The 14,823-nt window shown below is 59.5% G+C and carries 15 protein-coding genes, 1 tRNA gene and 1 rRNA gene; 2 read left to right on the top strand and 15 right to left on the bottom strand.

Annotated features, from left to right (window positions below):
- Nucleotides 1-2 precede the first annotated feature (2 nt).
- From hscA to trmJ, 8 genes are all read right to left on the bottom strand, one after another.
- Nucleotides 3-1,865, bottom strand: a complete 1,863-nt coding sequence (gene hscA / locus BM416_RS25900; RefSeq protein WP_092489904.1) for a Fe-S protein assembly chaperone HscA — start codon at nucleotides 1,863-1,865, stop codon at nucleotides 3-5.
- A gap of 53 nt (nucleotides 1,866-1,918) precedes the next feature.
- The gene (gene hscB, locus BM416_RS25895) at nucleotides 1,919-2,440 is read right to left on the bottom strand and encodes a co-chaperone HscB (protein WP_027605413.1); all 522 of its coding nucleotides are present in this window, start codon (nucleotides 2,438-2,440) and stop codon (nucleotides 1,919-1,921) included.
- 8 nt (nucleotides 2,441-2,448) lie between these two features.
- Complete coding sequence (gene iscA, locus BM416_RS25890; protein WP_003175963.1) at nucleotides 2,449-2,772, bottom strand: iron-sulfur cluster assembly protein IscA; 324 nt, start codon at nucleotides 2,770-2,772, stop codon at nucleotides 2,449-2,451.
- Between the two features lie 28 nt (nucleotides 2,773-2,800).
- Nucleotides 2,801-3,187 carry a Fe-S cluster assembly scaffold IscU gene (iscU, locus tag BM416_RS25885; protein ID WP_003175965.1) on the bottom strand — a complete coding sequence of 129 codons (387 nt, stop codon included), beginning with the start codon at nucleotides 3,185-3,187 and terminating at the stop codon, nucleotides 2,801-2,803.
- Between the two features lie 99 nt (nucleotides 3,188-3,286).
- Nucleotides 3,287-4,501, bottom strand: coding sequence for an IscS subfamily cysteine desulfurase (locus BM416_RS25880; RefSeq protein ID WP_017530022.1), 1,215 nt, complete (start codon nucleotides 4,499-4,501; stop codon nucleotides 3,287-3,289).
- Nucleotides 4,502-4,551: 50 nt separating this feature from the next.
- A complete protein-coding gene (gene iscR / locus BM416_RS25875) occupies nucleotides 4,552-5,043 on the bottom strand; it encodes a Fe-S cluster assembly transcriptional regulator IscR (protein ID WP_003194020.1) in 492 nt (163 codons plus the stop codon).
- Nucleotides 5,044-5,345: 302 nt separating this feature from the next.
- Entirely contained in the window at nucleotides 5,346-6,128 is a 783-nt protein-coding gene (cysE, locus tag BM416_RS25870) for a serine O-acetyltransferase (protein WP_065924871.1), read from the bottom strand.
- A gap of 2 nt (nucleotides 6,129-6,130) precedes the next feature.
- A complete protein-coding gene (gene trmJ, locus BM416_RS25865; RefSeq protein WP_092489903.1) occupies nucleotides 6,131-6,901 on the bottom strand; it encodes a tRNA (cytosine(32)/uridine(32)-2'-O)-methyltransferase TrmJ in 771 nt (256 codons plus the stop codon).
- 145 nt (nucleotides 6,902-7,046) lie between these two features.
- Here trmJ and suhB point away from each other — a divergent pair, with 145 nt between their 5' ends.
- Nucleotides 7,047-7,862 (top strand): type III secretion system regulator SuhB, encoded by an 816-nt coding sequence (suhB, locus tag BM416_RS25860; protein ID WP_003175971.1) that lies wholly within the window; start codon nucleotides 7,047-7,049, stop codon nucleotides 7,860-7,862.
- 108 nt (nucleotides 7,863-7,970) lie between these two features.
- Here suhB and BM416_RS25855 read toward each other — a convergent pair whose 3' ends face one another.
- The 6 genes from BM416_RS25855 to queA form a co-directional block, all read right to left on the bottom strand.
- Entirely contained in the window at nucleotides 7,971-8,513 is a 543-nt protein-coding gene (locus BM416_RS25855; protein ID WP_015885750.1) for a glycine zipper 2TM domain-containing protein, read from the bottom strand.
- 124 nt (nucleotides 8,514-8,637) lie between these two features.
- Nucleotides 8,638-9,552, bottom strand: coding sequence for a protein translocase subunit SecF (secF, locus tag BM416_RS25850; RefSeq protein WP_027605409.1), 915 nt, complete (start codon nucleotides 9,550-9,552; stop codon nucleotides 8,638-8,640).
- A gap of 9 nt (nucleotides 9,553-9,561) precedes the next feature.
- On the bottom strand, nucleotides 9,562-11,430 hold the full coding sequence (gene secD, locus BM416_RS25845) for a protein translocase subunit SecD (RefSeq protein WP_027605408.1): 1,869 nt from the start codon (nucleotides 11,428-11,430) through the stop codon (nucleotides 9,562-9,564).
- Between the two features lie 62 nt (nucleotides 11,431-11,492).
- Complete coding sequence (gene yajC / locus BM416_RS25840; protein WP_003175975.1) at nucleotides 11,493-11,831, bottom strand: preprotein translocase subunit YajC; 339 nt, start codon at nucleotides 11,829-11,831, stop codon at nucleotides 11,493-11,495.
- A gap of 43 nt (nucleotides 11,832-11,874) precedes the next feature.
- On the bottom strand, nucleotides 11,875-12,990 hold the full coding sequence (gene tgt, locus BM416_RS25835) for a tRNA guanosine(34) transglycosylase Tgt (RefSeq protein ID WP_003175976.1): 1,116 nt from the start codon (nucleotides 12,988-12,990) through the stop codon (nucleotides 11,875-11,877).
- Nucleotides 12,991-12,995: 5 nt separating this feature from the next.
- Complete coding sequence (gene queA, locus BM416_RS25830; RefSeq protein WP_092489902.1) at nucleotides 12,996-14,045, bottom strand: tRNA preQ1(34) S-adenosylmethionine ribosyltransferase-isomerase QueA; 1,050 nt, start codon at nucleotides 14,043-14,045, stop codon at nucleotides 12,996-12,998.
- 108 nt (nucleotides 14,046-14,153) lie between these two features.
- Between queA and BM416_RS25825 the strand changes: the two genes are divergently transcribed.
- Nucleotides 14,154-14,238 (top strand) — tRNA-Leu (locus BM416_RS25825).
- Between the two features lie 340 nt (nucleotides 14,239-14,578).
- Here the strand turns inward: BM416_RS25825 and rrf are convergent.
- A 5S ribosomal RNA gene (gene rrf, locus BM416_RS25820) occupies nucleotides 14,579-14,694 on the bottom strand.
- Nucleotides 14,695-14,823: the final 129 nt, after the last annotated feature.

Genomic DNA, 14,823 nt, shown 5'->3' with positions numbered 1-14,823 from the left:
AATTATTCCTCGATTTCATTCAGGTTGCGCCCGGCCAGTGCGGCTTTCACCGTCTGATCCATGCGGCGGGCGGCAAAGGCGTCAGTGACCTGCGACAAGCGCTTGGTCTGTTGCTCGATGGCGTAACCATCGTTGCCTTTCATCAGTTCGGCCAGTTCCTGCATCTGCAGGTCGATGACCATGCGCTCTTCGGCATCCAGCAGGCGCTCGCCGTCGGCATCCAGGGCGCCCTGCACCGCTTCGAGCAGGCGCTGGGCATCCACTTGTTGCTCGCGCAGTACGCGCGCGACCTTGTCGTCGCCGGCGTATTGGAACGAATCCTTGAGCATCTTGGCGATTTCACCGTCAGTCAGGCCGTAGGACGGCTTGACCTGGATGCTGGCCTCAACGCCGGACGCCAGTTCGCGCGCGGCGACGCTGAGCAAGCCGTCGGCGTCGACCTGGAAGGTCACGCGAATCTTCGCCGCACCCGCGACCATGGCCGGGATGCCGCGCAATTCAAAGCGGGCCAGGGAGCGGCAGTCGCTGATCAGCTCGCGCTCACCTTGCAGCACATGAATCATCATGGCCGTCTGGCCATCTTTGTAGGTGGTGAAGTCCTGGGCGCGCGCGACGGGGATGGTGGTGTTGCGCGGAATCACCTTCTCCATCAGGCCACCCATGGTTTCCAGCCCCAGGGACAGCGGGATGACGTCGAGCAACAGCAATTCGCCGCCATCACGCTTGTTACCGGCCAGGGTATCGGCCTGGATGGCGGCGCCGATGGCGACCACCTGGTCCGGGTCGATTTCCGTCAGCGGCTGGCGACCAAAGGCTTCGGCAACGGCTTCGCGAACCCGCGGCACACGGGTTGAACCGCCGACCATGACCACGGCACCGACGTCTTCCAATTCGATACCGGAGTCACGCACGGCACGACGGCAGGCTTTCAGGCTGCGGGCGATCATCGGTTCGATCAGCGAATCAAAGGCTTCGCGAGTCAGCTTGGCGCACCAACTACCGTAGGAAACGTCAACAGAAACAGCGTCAGTCAGCGCCTCCTTGGCGGCACAGGCCGTTTGCAGCAAGTTACGCTGCTCGCCCGGATCCAGGTCAGCGGACAAGCCGGCGCTGCTGATGATCCAACCCGCGATGGCGTGGTCGAAGTCATCGCCACCCAGGGCTGTATCACCACCGGTAGCCAGTACTTCGAACACGCCGCCAGTCAGGCGCAGGATCGAAATATCAAAAGTGCCACCACCCAGGTCGTAAATAGCGACCAGGCCTTCGGCATGCTGGTCCAGGCCATAGGCCACGGCCGCAGCAGTCGGCTCGTTGAGCAGGCGCAACACGTTCAGGCCGGCGAGTTTCGCCGCGTCCTTGGTGGCCTGGCGCTGTGCATCATCGAAATACGCCGGGACGGTGATCACCGCACCGACCAGTTCGCCACCCAGCGTGGTTTCCGCGCGCTGGCGCAGCACCTTGAGGATATCCGCCGACACTTCCACCGGGCTTTTCGGGCCCTGGACGGTGTCGATGAACGGCATATGGGATTCACCACCGATAAAGCGGTACGGCAGTTGGTCGCCCAATTGCTTGACGTCGGACAGGCCACGACCCATCAAGCGCTTGACCGACAGCACGGTGTTCAAAGGATCGGTAGACGCCGCCAACCTGGCTGACTCACCGACTTCGGTGCGATCAGCGTGATAACGCACGGCGGACGGCAGGATCACCTGGCCGTCAGCGTCGGGCAGCGGCTCGGACAGGCCGCTGCGCAAGGCAGCAACCAGGGAATTGGTGGTACCCAGGTCAATCCCCACCGCCAGGCGACGCTGGTGCGGTTGAGGGCTTTGGCCGGGTTCGGCGATTTGCAGTAGAGCCATGGTAATCAGGTCTTATCTGTCTATCAGGCGCGCATCACGGGCAGCACACTGGGTTAATCGTCGAGGCGCTCTTCCAGCTGGCGCACTTCGTAGGTGAGCTTGTCGAGGAACTGCATGCGCCGCATCAGGCGCTCGGCCTGTTCACGTTGCGCTGCATCATCCCAACAGGCTGCGAAGCTTTCGTTGAGCTCATCCTGGGCAACTTTCAGACGACGCTTGAAGACCGCGACACCCGCCACATCGGCTTCGTCCTGCAGGTCTTCGAGTTCTTCACGCCATTGCATCTGCTGCATCAGGAAGTCCGGGTCGTGCACGGTCACTTCCAGCGGCAACTCGCCACCGTTCATCGCGAGCAGGTAACGCGCGCGTTTAGGAGGGCTTTTGAGCGTCTGATAGGCTTCGTTGAGGCTGGCCGATTGCTCTAACGCCAAGCGTTGCTCACGCTCCGAAGCATCAGCAAAGCGGTCCGGATGCACCCCACGCGCCAATTCTCGGTAACGCGTGGCAAGCTGCTCGAGGTCCAGCCGAAAACTCGGCTGCAGCTCGAATAAAGCGAAATGACAAGGAGTACCCACGAATAGCCTCAGATGTTGAAGCTTTCGCCGCAGCCACATTCACCGCGTACGTTGGGGTTGTTGAACTTGAAGCCTTCGTTCAACCCTTCCTTGACGAAATCGAGCTCGGTGCCGTCCAGGTAGGTCAGGCTTTTAGGGTCGATGATCACTTTCTCGCCGTGACTTTCGAACACCTGATCTTCCGCAACCACCTCGTCGACAAACTCCAGCACGTAGGCAAGGCCAGAGCAGCCTGTGGTGCGAACACCCAGACGAATCCCCTCACCTTTACCGCGCCCATTCAGGGAGCGGCGAATGTGCTGTGCAGCCGCTTCTGTCATGCTGATAGCCATCGTTGACTCCTTACTCGTCGCCAAATGCTTAGATCAAGCCTTTCTTCTGCTTATAGTCGCGAACGGCCGCCTTGATGGCGTCTTCAGCGAGCACGGAGCAGTGGATTTTCACTGGCGGCAGGGCCAGTTCTTCGGCCAGCTGGGTATTGCTGATAGTCACAGCCTCATCCAGGGTCTTGCCTTTCATCCATTCGGTCGCCAGGGAGCTGGAGGCGATGGCCGAACCGCAACCGTAAGTCTTGAACTTGGCGTCTTCGATAACGCCGGCGTCGTTGACCTTGATCTGCAGGCGCATCACATCGCCGCACGCCGGAGCGCCGACCATGCCGGTGCCGACATCAGGATCTTCCGCGTTCATCTTGCCGACGTTGCGCGGGTTTTCGTAGTGGTCGATGACCTTTTCGCTGTAAGCCATGGTACTGAATCCTCACTCATCAGGGCCGCTCTGGAACCCTGTAGAAACGCCTGCGTTTTCCGCCACGTTCCTACAGAGCTGGGGTGGCGGCTTCTATAGTTAGTGTGCCGCCCACTCGATCTTGGAAATATCGACACCGTCTTTGTACATGTCCCACAGTGGCGACAGGACACGCAGCTTGTTGACGGCTTCGCAGACCTTCTGCGCGGCGTAGTCGACTTGCTCTTCGGTGGTGAAGCGGCCGAACGTAAAGCGGATCGAGCTGTGTGCCAGTTCGTCGTTGCGGCCCAGGGCGCGCAATACGTACGAAGGCTCAAGCGAAGCCGAGGTGCAGGCCGAACCGGACGAAACCGCCAGGTCCTTGAGCGCCATGATCAGCGACTCGCCCTCGACATAGTTGAAGCTCAAATTCAGGTTGTGCGGTACACGGGCAGTCATGCTGCCGTTGATGTACAGCTCTTCAAGATTCTCGACCTGCTTGTAGAAGCGATCGCTCAGGGCCTTGATACGTACGTTTTCGGCAGCCATGTCTTCCTTGGCGACGCGGAAGGCTTCGCCCATGCCGACGATCTGGTGGGTCGCCAAGGTGCCCGAACGCATGCCCCGCTCGTGACCGCCGCCGTGCATGGTGGCTTCGATGCGCACACGTGGCTTGCGGCTCACGTACAGGGCGCCGATGCCTTTGGGGCCGTAGGTCTTGTGGGCCGAGAACGACATCAGGTCGACTTTCAGCTTGGACAGATCGATATCGACCTTGCCGGTGGACTGAGCGGCGTCGACGTGCAGCAGGATGCCTTTGGAGCGAGTCAGCTCGCCGATGGCCGCGATGTCGTTGATGGTGCCGATTTCGTTGTTCACGTGGATCACGGAAACCAGGATGGTGTCTTCACGCAGCGCGGCTTCGATCATCGCCGGGGTGACGATACCGTCGGTGGTTGGCTCGAGGTAAGTGACCTCGAAACCTTCACGCTCCAGTTGGCGCATGGTGTCGAGGACAGCCTTGTGCTCAATCTTGGTGGTGATGAGGTGCTTGCCTTTGGTCGCGTAGAAATGCGCCGCGCCCTTGATAGCCAGGTTGTCGGACTCGGTGGCACCGGAGGTCCAGACGATTTCACGCGGATCTGCGCCAACCAGGTCAGCAACCTGGCGACGAGCGTTCTCGACCGCTTCCTCGGCTTTCCAGCCGAAAACGTGGGAACGGGAGGCCGGGTTGCCGAAGTTTCCGTCGACCAGCAGGCACTCGCTCATCTTTTGCGCGACACGCGGATCAACCGGGGTGGTCGCTGAGTAATCAAGGTAAATCGGCAATTTCATGGACTTTCTCCTAAATCAGGCTGGCTGGCGTGCCGTTAGCTCTTCGGCTGTCACTCGACGGCGGACGCTTCGATCTTGTCCAGACGCGGCGCCTTGGTGTTGCAACGGCGCTGGTCCTGACGCTGGGCTACTTCTTGCACCTCACGGCGAGTCACAAGATCAGCCAAGCTGATACCACTCAAAAACTCATGGATCTGCAGGCTCAAGTCACACCACAAGTGGTGCGTCAGGCAGGTGTCGCCGGCGTGGCAGTCACCCAGGCCCTGGCACTTGGTGGCGTCGACGGATTCGTTGACTGCGTCGATCACCTGGGCCACCTGGATGCCCTGCATGTCGCGGGACAGCTGATAGCCGCCGCCCGGCCCACGCACACTGGAGACCAGATTGCTACGGCGCAACTTGGCGAACAGCTGTTCAAGGTAGGACAGGGAAATGCCTTGGCGCTCGGAGATATCGGCCAGGGACACCGGCCCAGTTTGCGCGTGCAGGGCCAAGTCAAGCATGGCGGTCACCGCGTATCGGCCTTTTGTAGTCAGTCTCATGGACAAGTACCAAGGTGTTTCAGAATGGGAGCAAGTATGCGATTCCCGAGTATTTAAGTCAACTATAAGACCTAGTACTTTAGTCAGGATTACCCGTAAAAAGGGCGCGCGAATCATAGCAGGATGGGGCGGGGACGAACAGCGGCAGCGAGGTGATGGCTCGATATCGAGACCAATGGAGATCAAATGTGGGAGGGGGCCTGCCCCCGATAGCGGTGGATCAGTCAATATATTGGGTGACTGACAGATGGCCATCGGGGGCAAGCCCTCTCCCACATGGGCCTAGCAGCAAATTTGAGATCTCAGCCAGCTTTGGTGGCGGGCTCACTCTTGATCTCGGCAAAGTCCTCTTCGCGCAGCTCAGGCAGGTCTTTTGCACAGTAGCTGCTGCCCAACTCCTTCAGCGCGCCGCACATACCGTCCAGCTTGCCGTCCACCGCTTGCAGGTGGTCAAGCAACTGGCCGATGGCGCGCGCGACAGGGTCGGGCATGTCTTCGCTGACACCGTAGGCATCGAAACCGATTTTCTCGGCCATGGCCTTGCGCTTGGCCTCCTGCTCATCGCCCACTTCCGGCTTGACGATGATCCGCCCCGGAATCCCCACCACTGTGGCACCGGCCGGCACCGCCTTGGTCACCACGGCGTTGGAGCCGACCTTGGCACCAGCCCCTACGGTGAACGGACCAAGCACCTTGGCACCCGCGCCCACCACCACGCCATCCTCCAGCGTCGGGTGGCGCTTACCCTTGTTCCAGCTGGTGCCGCCCAATGTCACGCCCTGGTAGAGGGTCACGTCATCACCAATCTCGGCAGTCTCACCAATGACGATGCCCATACCGTGATCGATAAAGAAGCGACGCCCCACCTTGGCACCCGGATGAATCTCGATCCCGGTCAACCAGCGGCCGAAGTTCGACACCAGCCGCGCCAGCCATTTCCAGCCCATATTCCACAAGGCACCGGACAGCCGATGAATCCAGATCGCGTGCATGCCCGGGTAGCAGGTCAGCACTTCAAAGGCGTTGCGCGCCGCCGGATCACGGTGGAAAACACTCTGGATATCTTCTCGCAAACGCTCGAACATTTTTAATCCTTCCGCTTAAGAAGCTCGCCACGGGCCGCTTTCTGGGTTTCCGTGAGGATGCCACGCAATATATTCATTTCCGCTCGACTGACCGAGCTGCGCCCGTACAGGCGGCGCAGGCGCGCCATCAAGTGCCGAGGCTTTTCCGGATCGAGGAATTCGATGGCCACCAGGGTTTGCTCCAGGTGCTCATAGAACCGCTCCAACTCGTCCATGGTGGCCAGTTCGCCACTCTTGGTCGACGCCACTTCATCCTTCTCTACCTTGCTCGGCTGGCCTTCAGCGACCAGCCAGGCCATGCGCACTTCGTAACTCAACACCTGCACCGCTGCCCCGAGGTTCAGCGAACTGAACCCAGGGTCTGATGGAATGTGCACGTGATAATGACATCGTTGCAGCTCTTCATTGGTGAGGCCGGAGTCTTCACGGCCGAATACCAGGGCGATTTCAGCACCGCCGGCCGCCTCTTCCACTACCTTGGTACCGCACTCACGCGGATCCAGCAGCGGCCAGGGGATGCGGCGGTCACGGGCGCTGGTGCCAAGCACCAGGTTGCAGCCGACCAAGGCGTCTTCCAGAGTGGCGACCACCTGGGCTTTTTCCAGGATGTCATTGGCGCCGGATGCGCGGGCATCGGCCTCGTGGTGCGGGAACACGCGCGGCTCGACCAGCATCAGGCGCGTCAGCCCCATGTTTTTCATGGCTCGCGCCACCCCGCCGATATTGCCGGGATGACTGGTATTGACCAAGACGACACGAATGTTTTGCAGCAAGGTAGGCGCTCTCGGACACGGGAAAGGGGAGCAAATCTTACAGAACAGCCTAAGGTTATGCCATGAAAGCTAACGTCGTCCTTCACCTGAAGAAAGTTTCTGCTAGAATGCTCGGCTTTCTTTAACAACCTTAGGTGACACATCCATGCAGCCCATGCTGAATATCGCGCTGCGCGCCGCCCGCAGCGCCAGTGAATTGATCTTCCGCTCCATCGAGCGCCTGGATACCATCAAGGTCGACGAAAAAGACGCCAAGGATTATGTGTCCGAGGTGGATCGCGCCGCTGAACAGAAGATCATCGACGCGCTGCGCAAGGCCTACCCTACCCATGGCATCCTCGGCGAGGAAACCGGCCTGCACAAAGGCAGCGGCGAAGGCGAAGACTACCTCTGGATCATCGACCCACTGGATGGCACCACCAACTTCCTGCGCGGCATCCCCCACTTTGCCGTCAGCATTGCCTGCAAATACCGTGGCCGCCTGGAACACGCTGTAGTACTCGATCCTGTTCGCCAGGAAGAATTCACCGCCAGCCGCGGCCGTGGCGCCCAGCTGAACGGTCGTCGCCTGCGCGTCAGCGGTCGCACCAGCCTGGATGGCGCCCTGCTGGGTACCGGCTTCCCGTTCCGTGACGACCAGATGGACAACCTGGAAAACTACCTGGGCATGTTCCGCGCCCTGGTTGGCCAGACTGCCGGCATCCGTCGCGCTGGCGCGGCCAGCCTGGACCTGGCCTATGTGGCTGCCGGTCGTTTTGATGCGTTCTGGGAGTCGGGCCTGTCCGAGTGGGACATGGCTGCAGGCGCCCTGTTGATCCAAGAGGCCGGCGGCCTGGTGAGCGACTTCACCGGCGGCCATGACTTCCTGGAAAAAGGCCACGTCGTTGCCGGCAACACCAAATGCTTCAAGGCAGTACTGACGGCGATCCAGCCCCACCTGCCGGCTTCGCTGAAGCGCTAAGCGAGCGAGCAAAAAAAAGCACCCTGCGGGGTGCTTTTTTTATGCCTGGGATTTGTTTGGTGTGAGCTTAAATACCAACACCACCACAAATCAAATACAGGAGAAGACTTACTGCTGGTTCTGGCCCAGGACGAGACGTCCTTCCTTGTCGACTGGAATCTGGCCGCCCGGATCACGATCCATGCGCACCGAACCTTCCTTGCCATCCAAGGTGTAACGCACGTCATAGCCGACGACCTTGTCGCTGATGTCGTTGACGGTGTTACAGCGAGTCTGGGTGGTGGTATAGGTATCGCGGTTCTGCATGCCTTCCTGAACCTTGTTACCGGCGTAACCACCACCGACCGCACCGGCCACAGTGGCCAGCTTCTTGCCGTTACCGCCACCGACCTGGTTACCCAACAGGCCACCGGCCAGCGCACCAACCACCGTACCGACGATCTGATGTTGATCCTGCACCGGCTTCTGCCGGGTCACTGCGACGTCCTTGCAGACTTCGCGAGGTGTTTTAATCTGGGTTTTCACCGGCTGCACCGCCAGCACTTGCGCATACTCAGGGCCGCTTTTTACCAGGCTGTAGGTGGCAACAGCACCCCCGGCAGTTACACCGACAGCACCCAATACCGCACCAACCAGTAACGACTTGTTCACGTTGAACCTCCTGACCATCACAAACGGACCGAAAGATCCGCGCTATACCCAGCCTTGGAGCAAAAAAAAAGGCACGAGTTCAATACTCGTGCCCTTTTTGTAACAGCAGATCAACAAGCGCCCATCAAGGACGATCGTCGACCTCCTTGCCAGTGGCGGCAGGAGGGATCAGGTCTTCGCTGTTGAGGTTCAGCCAGATCAGCACCACGTTGGCGATGTAGATCGACGAGTAGGTGCCCGCCAGGACGCCGATGAACAGCGCCAGGGAGAAGCCCCACAGGTTGTCGCCGCCGAAGATCATCAGTGCCGCGATCGCCAGCAAGGTGGAGATCGACGTCGCCATGGTCCGCAGCAGGGTCTGGGTGGTGGAGATGTTGATGTTCTCGATCAGAGACGCCTTGCGCAGTACGCGGAAGTTCTCGCGAACCCGGTCGAATACCACGATGGTGTCGTTGAGGGAGTAACCAATGATCGCCAGCACGGCCGCCAGCACGGTCAGGTCGAAGGTGATCTGGAAGTACGCCAGGATACCCACGGTCACGATCACGTCGTGGATCAGCGACACAATGGCGCCGACACCGAACTTCCACTGAAAGCGGAAAGCCAGGTAGATCATGATGCCGACCAGCGCCATCAGCATGCCGAGACCGCCCTGGTCGCGCAGCTCTTCACCCACTTGCGGGCCCACAAACTCGACGCGCTTGACCGACGCCGGGTTGTCGCCACCCACCTTCTGCAAGGCCTCGGCTACCTGGTGACCCAGTTGCGGGTCTTCGCCAGGCATGCGCACCAGCAGGTCGGTGGTCGCACCGAAGCTCTGCACGATGGCTTCGTGATAGCCGGCCTTGACCAGCTCACTGCGCACCAGGGTGACGTCGGCAGGCTTCTCGTAGGTCAGCTCGATGAGCGTACCGCCGGTGAAGTCCAGACCGTAGTTCAGGCCCTTATGGAACCAGCTGAACAACGCCAGAACGGTAAGGAGCACGGTGACGCCGAACGCAATGTTGCGAACGCCCATGAAGTTGATTGTACGTAACATGGCAGCCCCTTAAATCCACAACTTCTTGAAGTCACGCCCGCCAAAGATCAGGTTGACCATTGCGCGGGTCACCATGATGGCCGTGAACATCGAGGTAAAGATACCGAGGGACATGGTTACCGCAAAACCTTTGACCGGGCCGGTGCCCATGGCAAAGAGAATCCCGCCGACCAGTAATGTGGTCAGGTTGGAGTCGAGGATCGCGGTAAATGCCCGGCCGAAGCCTTCGTTGATTGCACGCTGTACGGTCATGCCGGCGGCGATCTCTTCACGAATCCGCGAGAAGATCAGCACGTTGGCGTCTACCGCCATACCCATGGTGAGTACGATACCGGCGATACCTGGCAAGGTCAGCGTAGCGCCCAGCAGCGACATCAGGGCCAGCAGCATCACCATGTTGCCCGCCAGGGCCACGGTGGCAATGATGCCGAAGAAGCGGTAGATGGCGATGATGAACAGCGACACGAACAGCATGCCCCACAAGGCCGCGTCGATACCCTTGGTGATGTTGTCGGCACCCAGGCTCGGGCCAATGGTACGTTCTTCAGCGAAGTACATCGGCGCAGCCAGGCCACCGGCACGCAGCAACAGGGCCAGCTCCGAGGATTCGCCCTGGCCGTTCAGGCCGGTGATGCGGAACTGAGCACCCAGCGGCGACTGGATGGTCGCCAGGCTGATGATCTTCTTCTCTTCCTTGAAGGTCTGCACCGGTACGTCTTTCTCGACGCCGTTGACCATTTGCTTGGTGTAGGTGGTCACCGGGCGCTGCTCGATGAAGATCACCGCCATGCTGCGACCCACGTTGCTGCGCGTGGCGCGGCTCATCAGTTCGCCGCCGTGGCCATCCAGGCGGATGTTCACTTCAGGGGTACCGTGCTCGCCAAAACCGGCTTTGGCGTCGGTCACCTGGTCACCGGTGATGATCAAGCCACGCTCGATCAGCGCCGGAGGACGGTTGCCTTCACGGAACTCGAACTCTTCGGAAGTTGCACGGGAAGCCCCCGGCTCAGCCGCAAGACGGAACTCCAGGTTGGCGGTTTTACCCAGGATACGCTTGGCTTCAGCGGTGTCCTGCACGCCCGGCAGCTCAACCACGATGCGGTTGGCGCCCTGACGCTGAACAATCGGCTCGGCCACACCCAGCTCGTTGACGCGGTTACGTACCGTGGTCAAGTTCTGCTTGATGGAGTATTCGCGGATTTCCGCGATTTTGGCCGGGCTCATCGCCAGACGCAGCACCGCCTGACCATTCAGGTCGGCCGGTACGATGTCGAAATCGTTGAAGTTCTTGCGGATCAGCGCACGGGCCTGTTCACGGGAGGCCTCGTCAGAGAAGCCCAGCTGGATGGCACCGTTGAGCTGCGGCAGGCTGCGGTAACGCAGCTTCTCTTTACGCAGCAGGCTTTTCACGTCGCCTTCATAGACCTTCAGGCGTGCGTCGAGGGCTTTGTCCATGTCGACTTCCAGCAGGAAGTGCACACCGCCGGACAAGTCCAGACCCAGCTTCATCGGGTGCGCGCCAATGCTGCGCAACCACTGTGGCGTGGTCTGTGCCAGGTTCAGGGCAACGACGTAGTCGTCACCCATGGCCTTGCGTACGACATCTTTTGCCGGCAATTGGTCTTCTTGCTTGGTCAGGCGCAACAACCCGCCCTTCGCACCAGCTGCCAATGTTGCCGCTTTAACCTGGATACCCGCGTCGGCCAGTGCCTTGCTCGCGCGTTCCAGGTCAGCCTGGTTGACCTGCAGCGAAGTGCTGGCGCCAGTGATCTGGATCGCCGGGTCATCAGGGTAAAGATTGGGAGCGGAATAAATAAAACCGATCGCCAGCACCGCCAGGATCAGTACGTATTTCCACAGAGGGTATTTGTTCAGCATCACGCCGCCCGCTTATAACGCGGGGCGCCTTGCGCGCCCCGTCGATTGGTAAAGGTTGGAACTTAGATCGCTTTGAGCGTGCCTTTTGGCAGCGTGGCGGCGATGGCGCCCTTCTGGAACTTCATCTCCACGGTGTCGGAGACTTCCAGAACCACGAAAGCATCGGAAACCTTGGTGATCTTGCCCGCGATACCGCCGGTGGTCACGACTTCGTCGCCTTTCTGCAGGCTGCCCAGCAGGTTCTTCTGCTCTTTGGCACGCTTGGCCTGTGGACGCCAGATCATCAGGTAGAAGATGACCAGGAAGCCGACCAGGAAAATCCACTCGAAACCACCGCCCATAGGGCCGGCAGCAGCAGGCGCAGCGGCGTCAGCCATGGCGTTAGAGATAAAAAAGCTCATTTAGCACTCCAGTTGCAAATAGTGAATCTTAGGGTCGGAAAACTCAGTCCAAGGGCGGCACAGGGAGCCCGCGCTTGGCATAGAAGGCATCGACGAAGGCGGCCAATGTACCCTGTTGAATAGCCTCGCGCAAACCAGCCATCAGGACTTGGTAGTGACGCAAATTGTGGATGGTATTCAACATGCTACCCAGCATTTCCCCGCATTTGTCCAGATGGTGCAGATAAGCACGGGAGAAGTTCTGGCAGGTGTAGCAATCACAGGTGGGATCCAGCGGCGAATCATCATGGCGATGGAACGCGTTACGGATCTTGAGCACGCCTGTATCGATGAACAGATGCCCATTGCGGGCATTACGGGTTGGCATCACGCAATCGAACATGTCCACACCGCGGCGCACACCCTCTACGAGATCTTCTGGTTTGCCAACGCCCATAAGGTAACGAGGTTTGTCAGCGGGCATCAGGCCTGGCAGGTAGTCCAGTACCTTGATCATCTCGTGCTTGGGTTCGCCCACCGACAGACCGCCGATGGCCAGGCCGTCAAAACCGATCTTGTCGAGGCCTTCCAGCGAGCGCTTGCGCAAGCTTTCATGCATGCCGCCCTGGACGATACCGAACAGTGCCGCGGTGTTGTCGCCATGGGCATTCTTCGAACGCTGGGCCCAACGCAGGGACAGCTCCATGGAAATCCGCGCAACGTCCTCATCGGCCGGGTACGGCGTGCATTCGTCGAAAATCATCACGATGTCCGAGCCCAGGTCGCGTTGCACCTGCATGGACTCTTCCGGCCCCATGAAGACCTTGGAACCGTCCACCGGAGAGGCGAAGGTCACGCCCTCCTCCTTGATCTTGCGCATGGCACCCAGGCTGAACACCTGGAAACCACCCGAGTCCGTGAGGATCGGGCCTTGCCACTTCATGAAATCATGCAGGTCGCCATGCTTCTTGATCACTTCAGTGCCTGGGCGCAGCCACAGGTGGAAGGTGTTGCCGAGGATGATCTCGGCGCCGGTGGCGACGATGTCACGCGGCAGCATGCCTTTGACGGTGCCGTAGGTGCCCACGGGCATGAATGCCGGGGTCTCTACCGTACCGCGCGGAAACGTCAGGCGACCGCGACGGGCCTTGCCGTCGGTGGCGAGCAATTCAAACGACATACGACTCATAGTTGTTCCTCTGGGCCGCGCGGCGCCGGATTACGGGTGATAAACATCGCATCACCGTAGCTGAAAAAACGGTATCCATTGTCGATGGCTGCTTTGTACGCCGCCATTGTTTCGGGATAACCCGCGAAGGCCGACACCAGCATCAACAGCGTGGATTCCGGCAAATGGAAGTTGGTCACCAGGCAATCGACCACATGGAACGGCCGGCCTGGGTAAATAAAGATATCGGTGTCGCCACTGAACGGTTTGAGCACGCCATCACGCGCCGCGCTCTCAAGGGAGCGCACGCTGGTGGTGCCCACCGCAACCACCCGCCCGCCGCGCGCCTTGCAAGCGTTAACCGCGTCCACGACGTCCTGGCTGACTTCCAGCCATTCGCTGTGCATATGGTGGTCTTCGATGTTATCCACACGCACCGGCTGAAACGTGCCGGCCCCCACGTGCAGGGTCACATAGGCTGTCTCGACGCCCTTGGCGGCAATCGCATCCAGCAGCAACTGGTCAAAATGCAGCCCGGCAGTCGGCGCGGCAACCGCACCGAGGCGCTGGGAATAGACCGTTTGATAGCGCTCACGGTCCGAGTCTTCGTCGGGGCGGTCGATATAAGGAGGCAATGGCATATGACCGACGCGGTCCAGCAACGGTAAAACCTCTTCGACGAACCGGAGTTCGAACAGCGCATCATGACGCGCCACCATCTCGGCTTCACCGCCACCCTCGATAAGGATGCTCGAACCCGGTTTCGGCGACTTGCTGGAGCGTACATGGGCCAGCACACGATGGCTGTCCAACACTCGCTCCACCAGAATTTCCAGCTTGCCGCCGGATGCTTTCTGGCCAAACAGGCGCGCCGGGATGACCCGGGTATTGTTGAACACCATCAGATCGCCCGGACGCAAATGCTCAAGCAAATCAGTGAATTGACGGTGTGCGAGGATGCCGCTGGCCCCGTCCAGGGTCAGCAGTCGACTGGCGCGACGCTCGGCCAAAGGGTGGCGAGCAATCAGCGAATCAGGGAGTTCAAAAGTAAAGTCAGCAACGCGCATGATGGGGTTCGTCTAGCAGGGCCGGGAAGTCTAGCGGAAATAGTGAAAATAGACCATGAAACGTGATTGACCAACGGTAATCTCATCTCTATACTTCGCCGCCATTGAGCCCTGATGGCGGAATTGGTAGACGCGGCGGATTCAAAATCCGTTTTCGAAAGGAGTGGGAGTTCGAGTCTCCCTCGGGGCACCATCTTAAAAAAAGACCTTGAATTTCAAGGTCTTTTTTTTCGTCTGCAGAAAAGCGCCCTGAGGCCGCGACAGCTCCCAGAGAGCGAGATAGCGCGACTCCCCTTCAATCTCCCATCATAAAGTCCAGCAGGCCCACTCACAGGCCTTGCGAGAACGCTAAAACGCCCATTGGTTACCCCTGGACCCACCCAAAGTACTGCTAGCGCTTCGAGCAGAGATCCTGTTTCCTTTAATGGGCATGGACTCTAGTGCTGAAGCCCCTCCCGAGGCGCCTCTTCGCACTTTTCGAGCGCGCAAAACAAAACCCCATCTGCTCTCGCAAATGGGGTTTCGGAATTTAATCTTGACGATGACCTACTCTCACATGGGGAAACCCCACACTACCATCGGCGATGCATCGTTTCACTACTGAGTTCGGGATGGGATCAGGTGGTTCCAATGCTCTATGGTCGTCAAGAAATTCGGGTACTGAGTCGTGACCAGCTGGCCTCGCTTCAGCAAATTGGGTATGTGACAGCTGTCGGTGTTTTGTGAAATCTCGAACTTTCGGTTCATTGCGTCTTCACACACCGCAATCTGGCCTTTC

Source organism: Pseudomonas sp. NFACC42-2 (assembly GCF_900116055.1).
GTDB classification, from domain to species: Bacteria; Pseudomonadota; Gammaproteobacteria; order Pseudomonadales; family Pseudomonadaceae; genus Aquipseudomonas; species Aquipseudomonas marginalis.
Note: the sequence above shows the minus strand (reverse complement) of the source record. Positions and strands in the feature narration are given on the sequence as shown.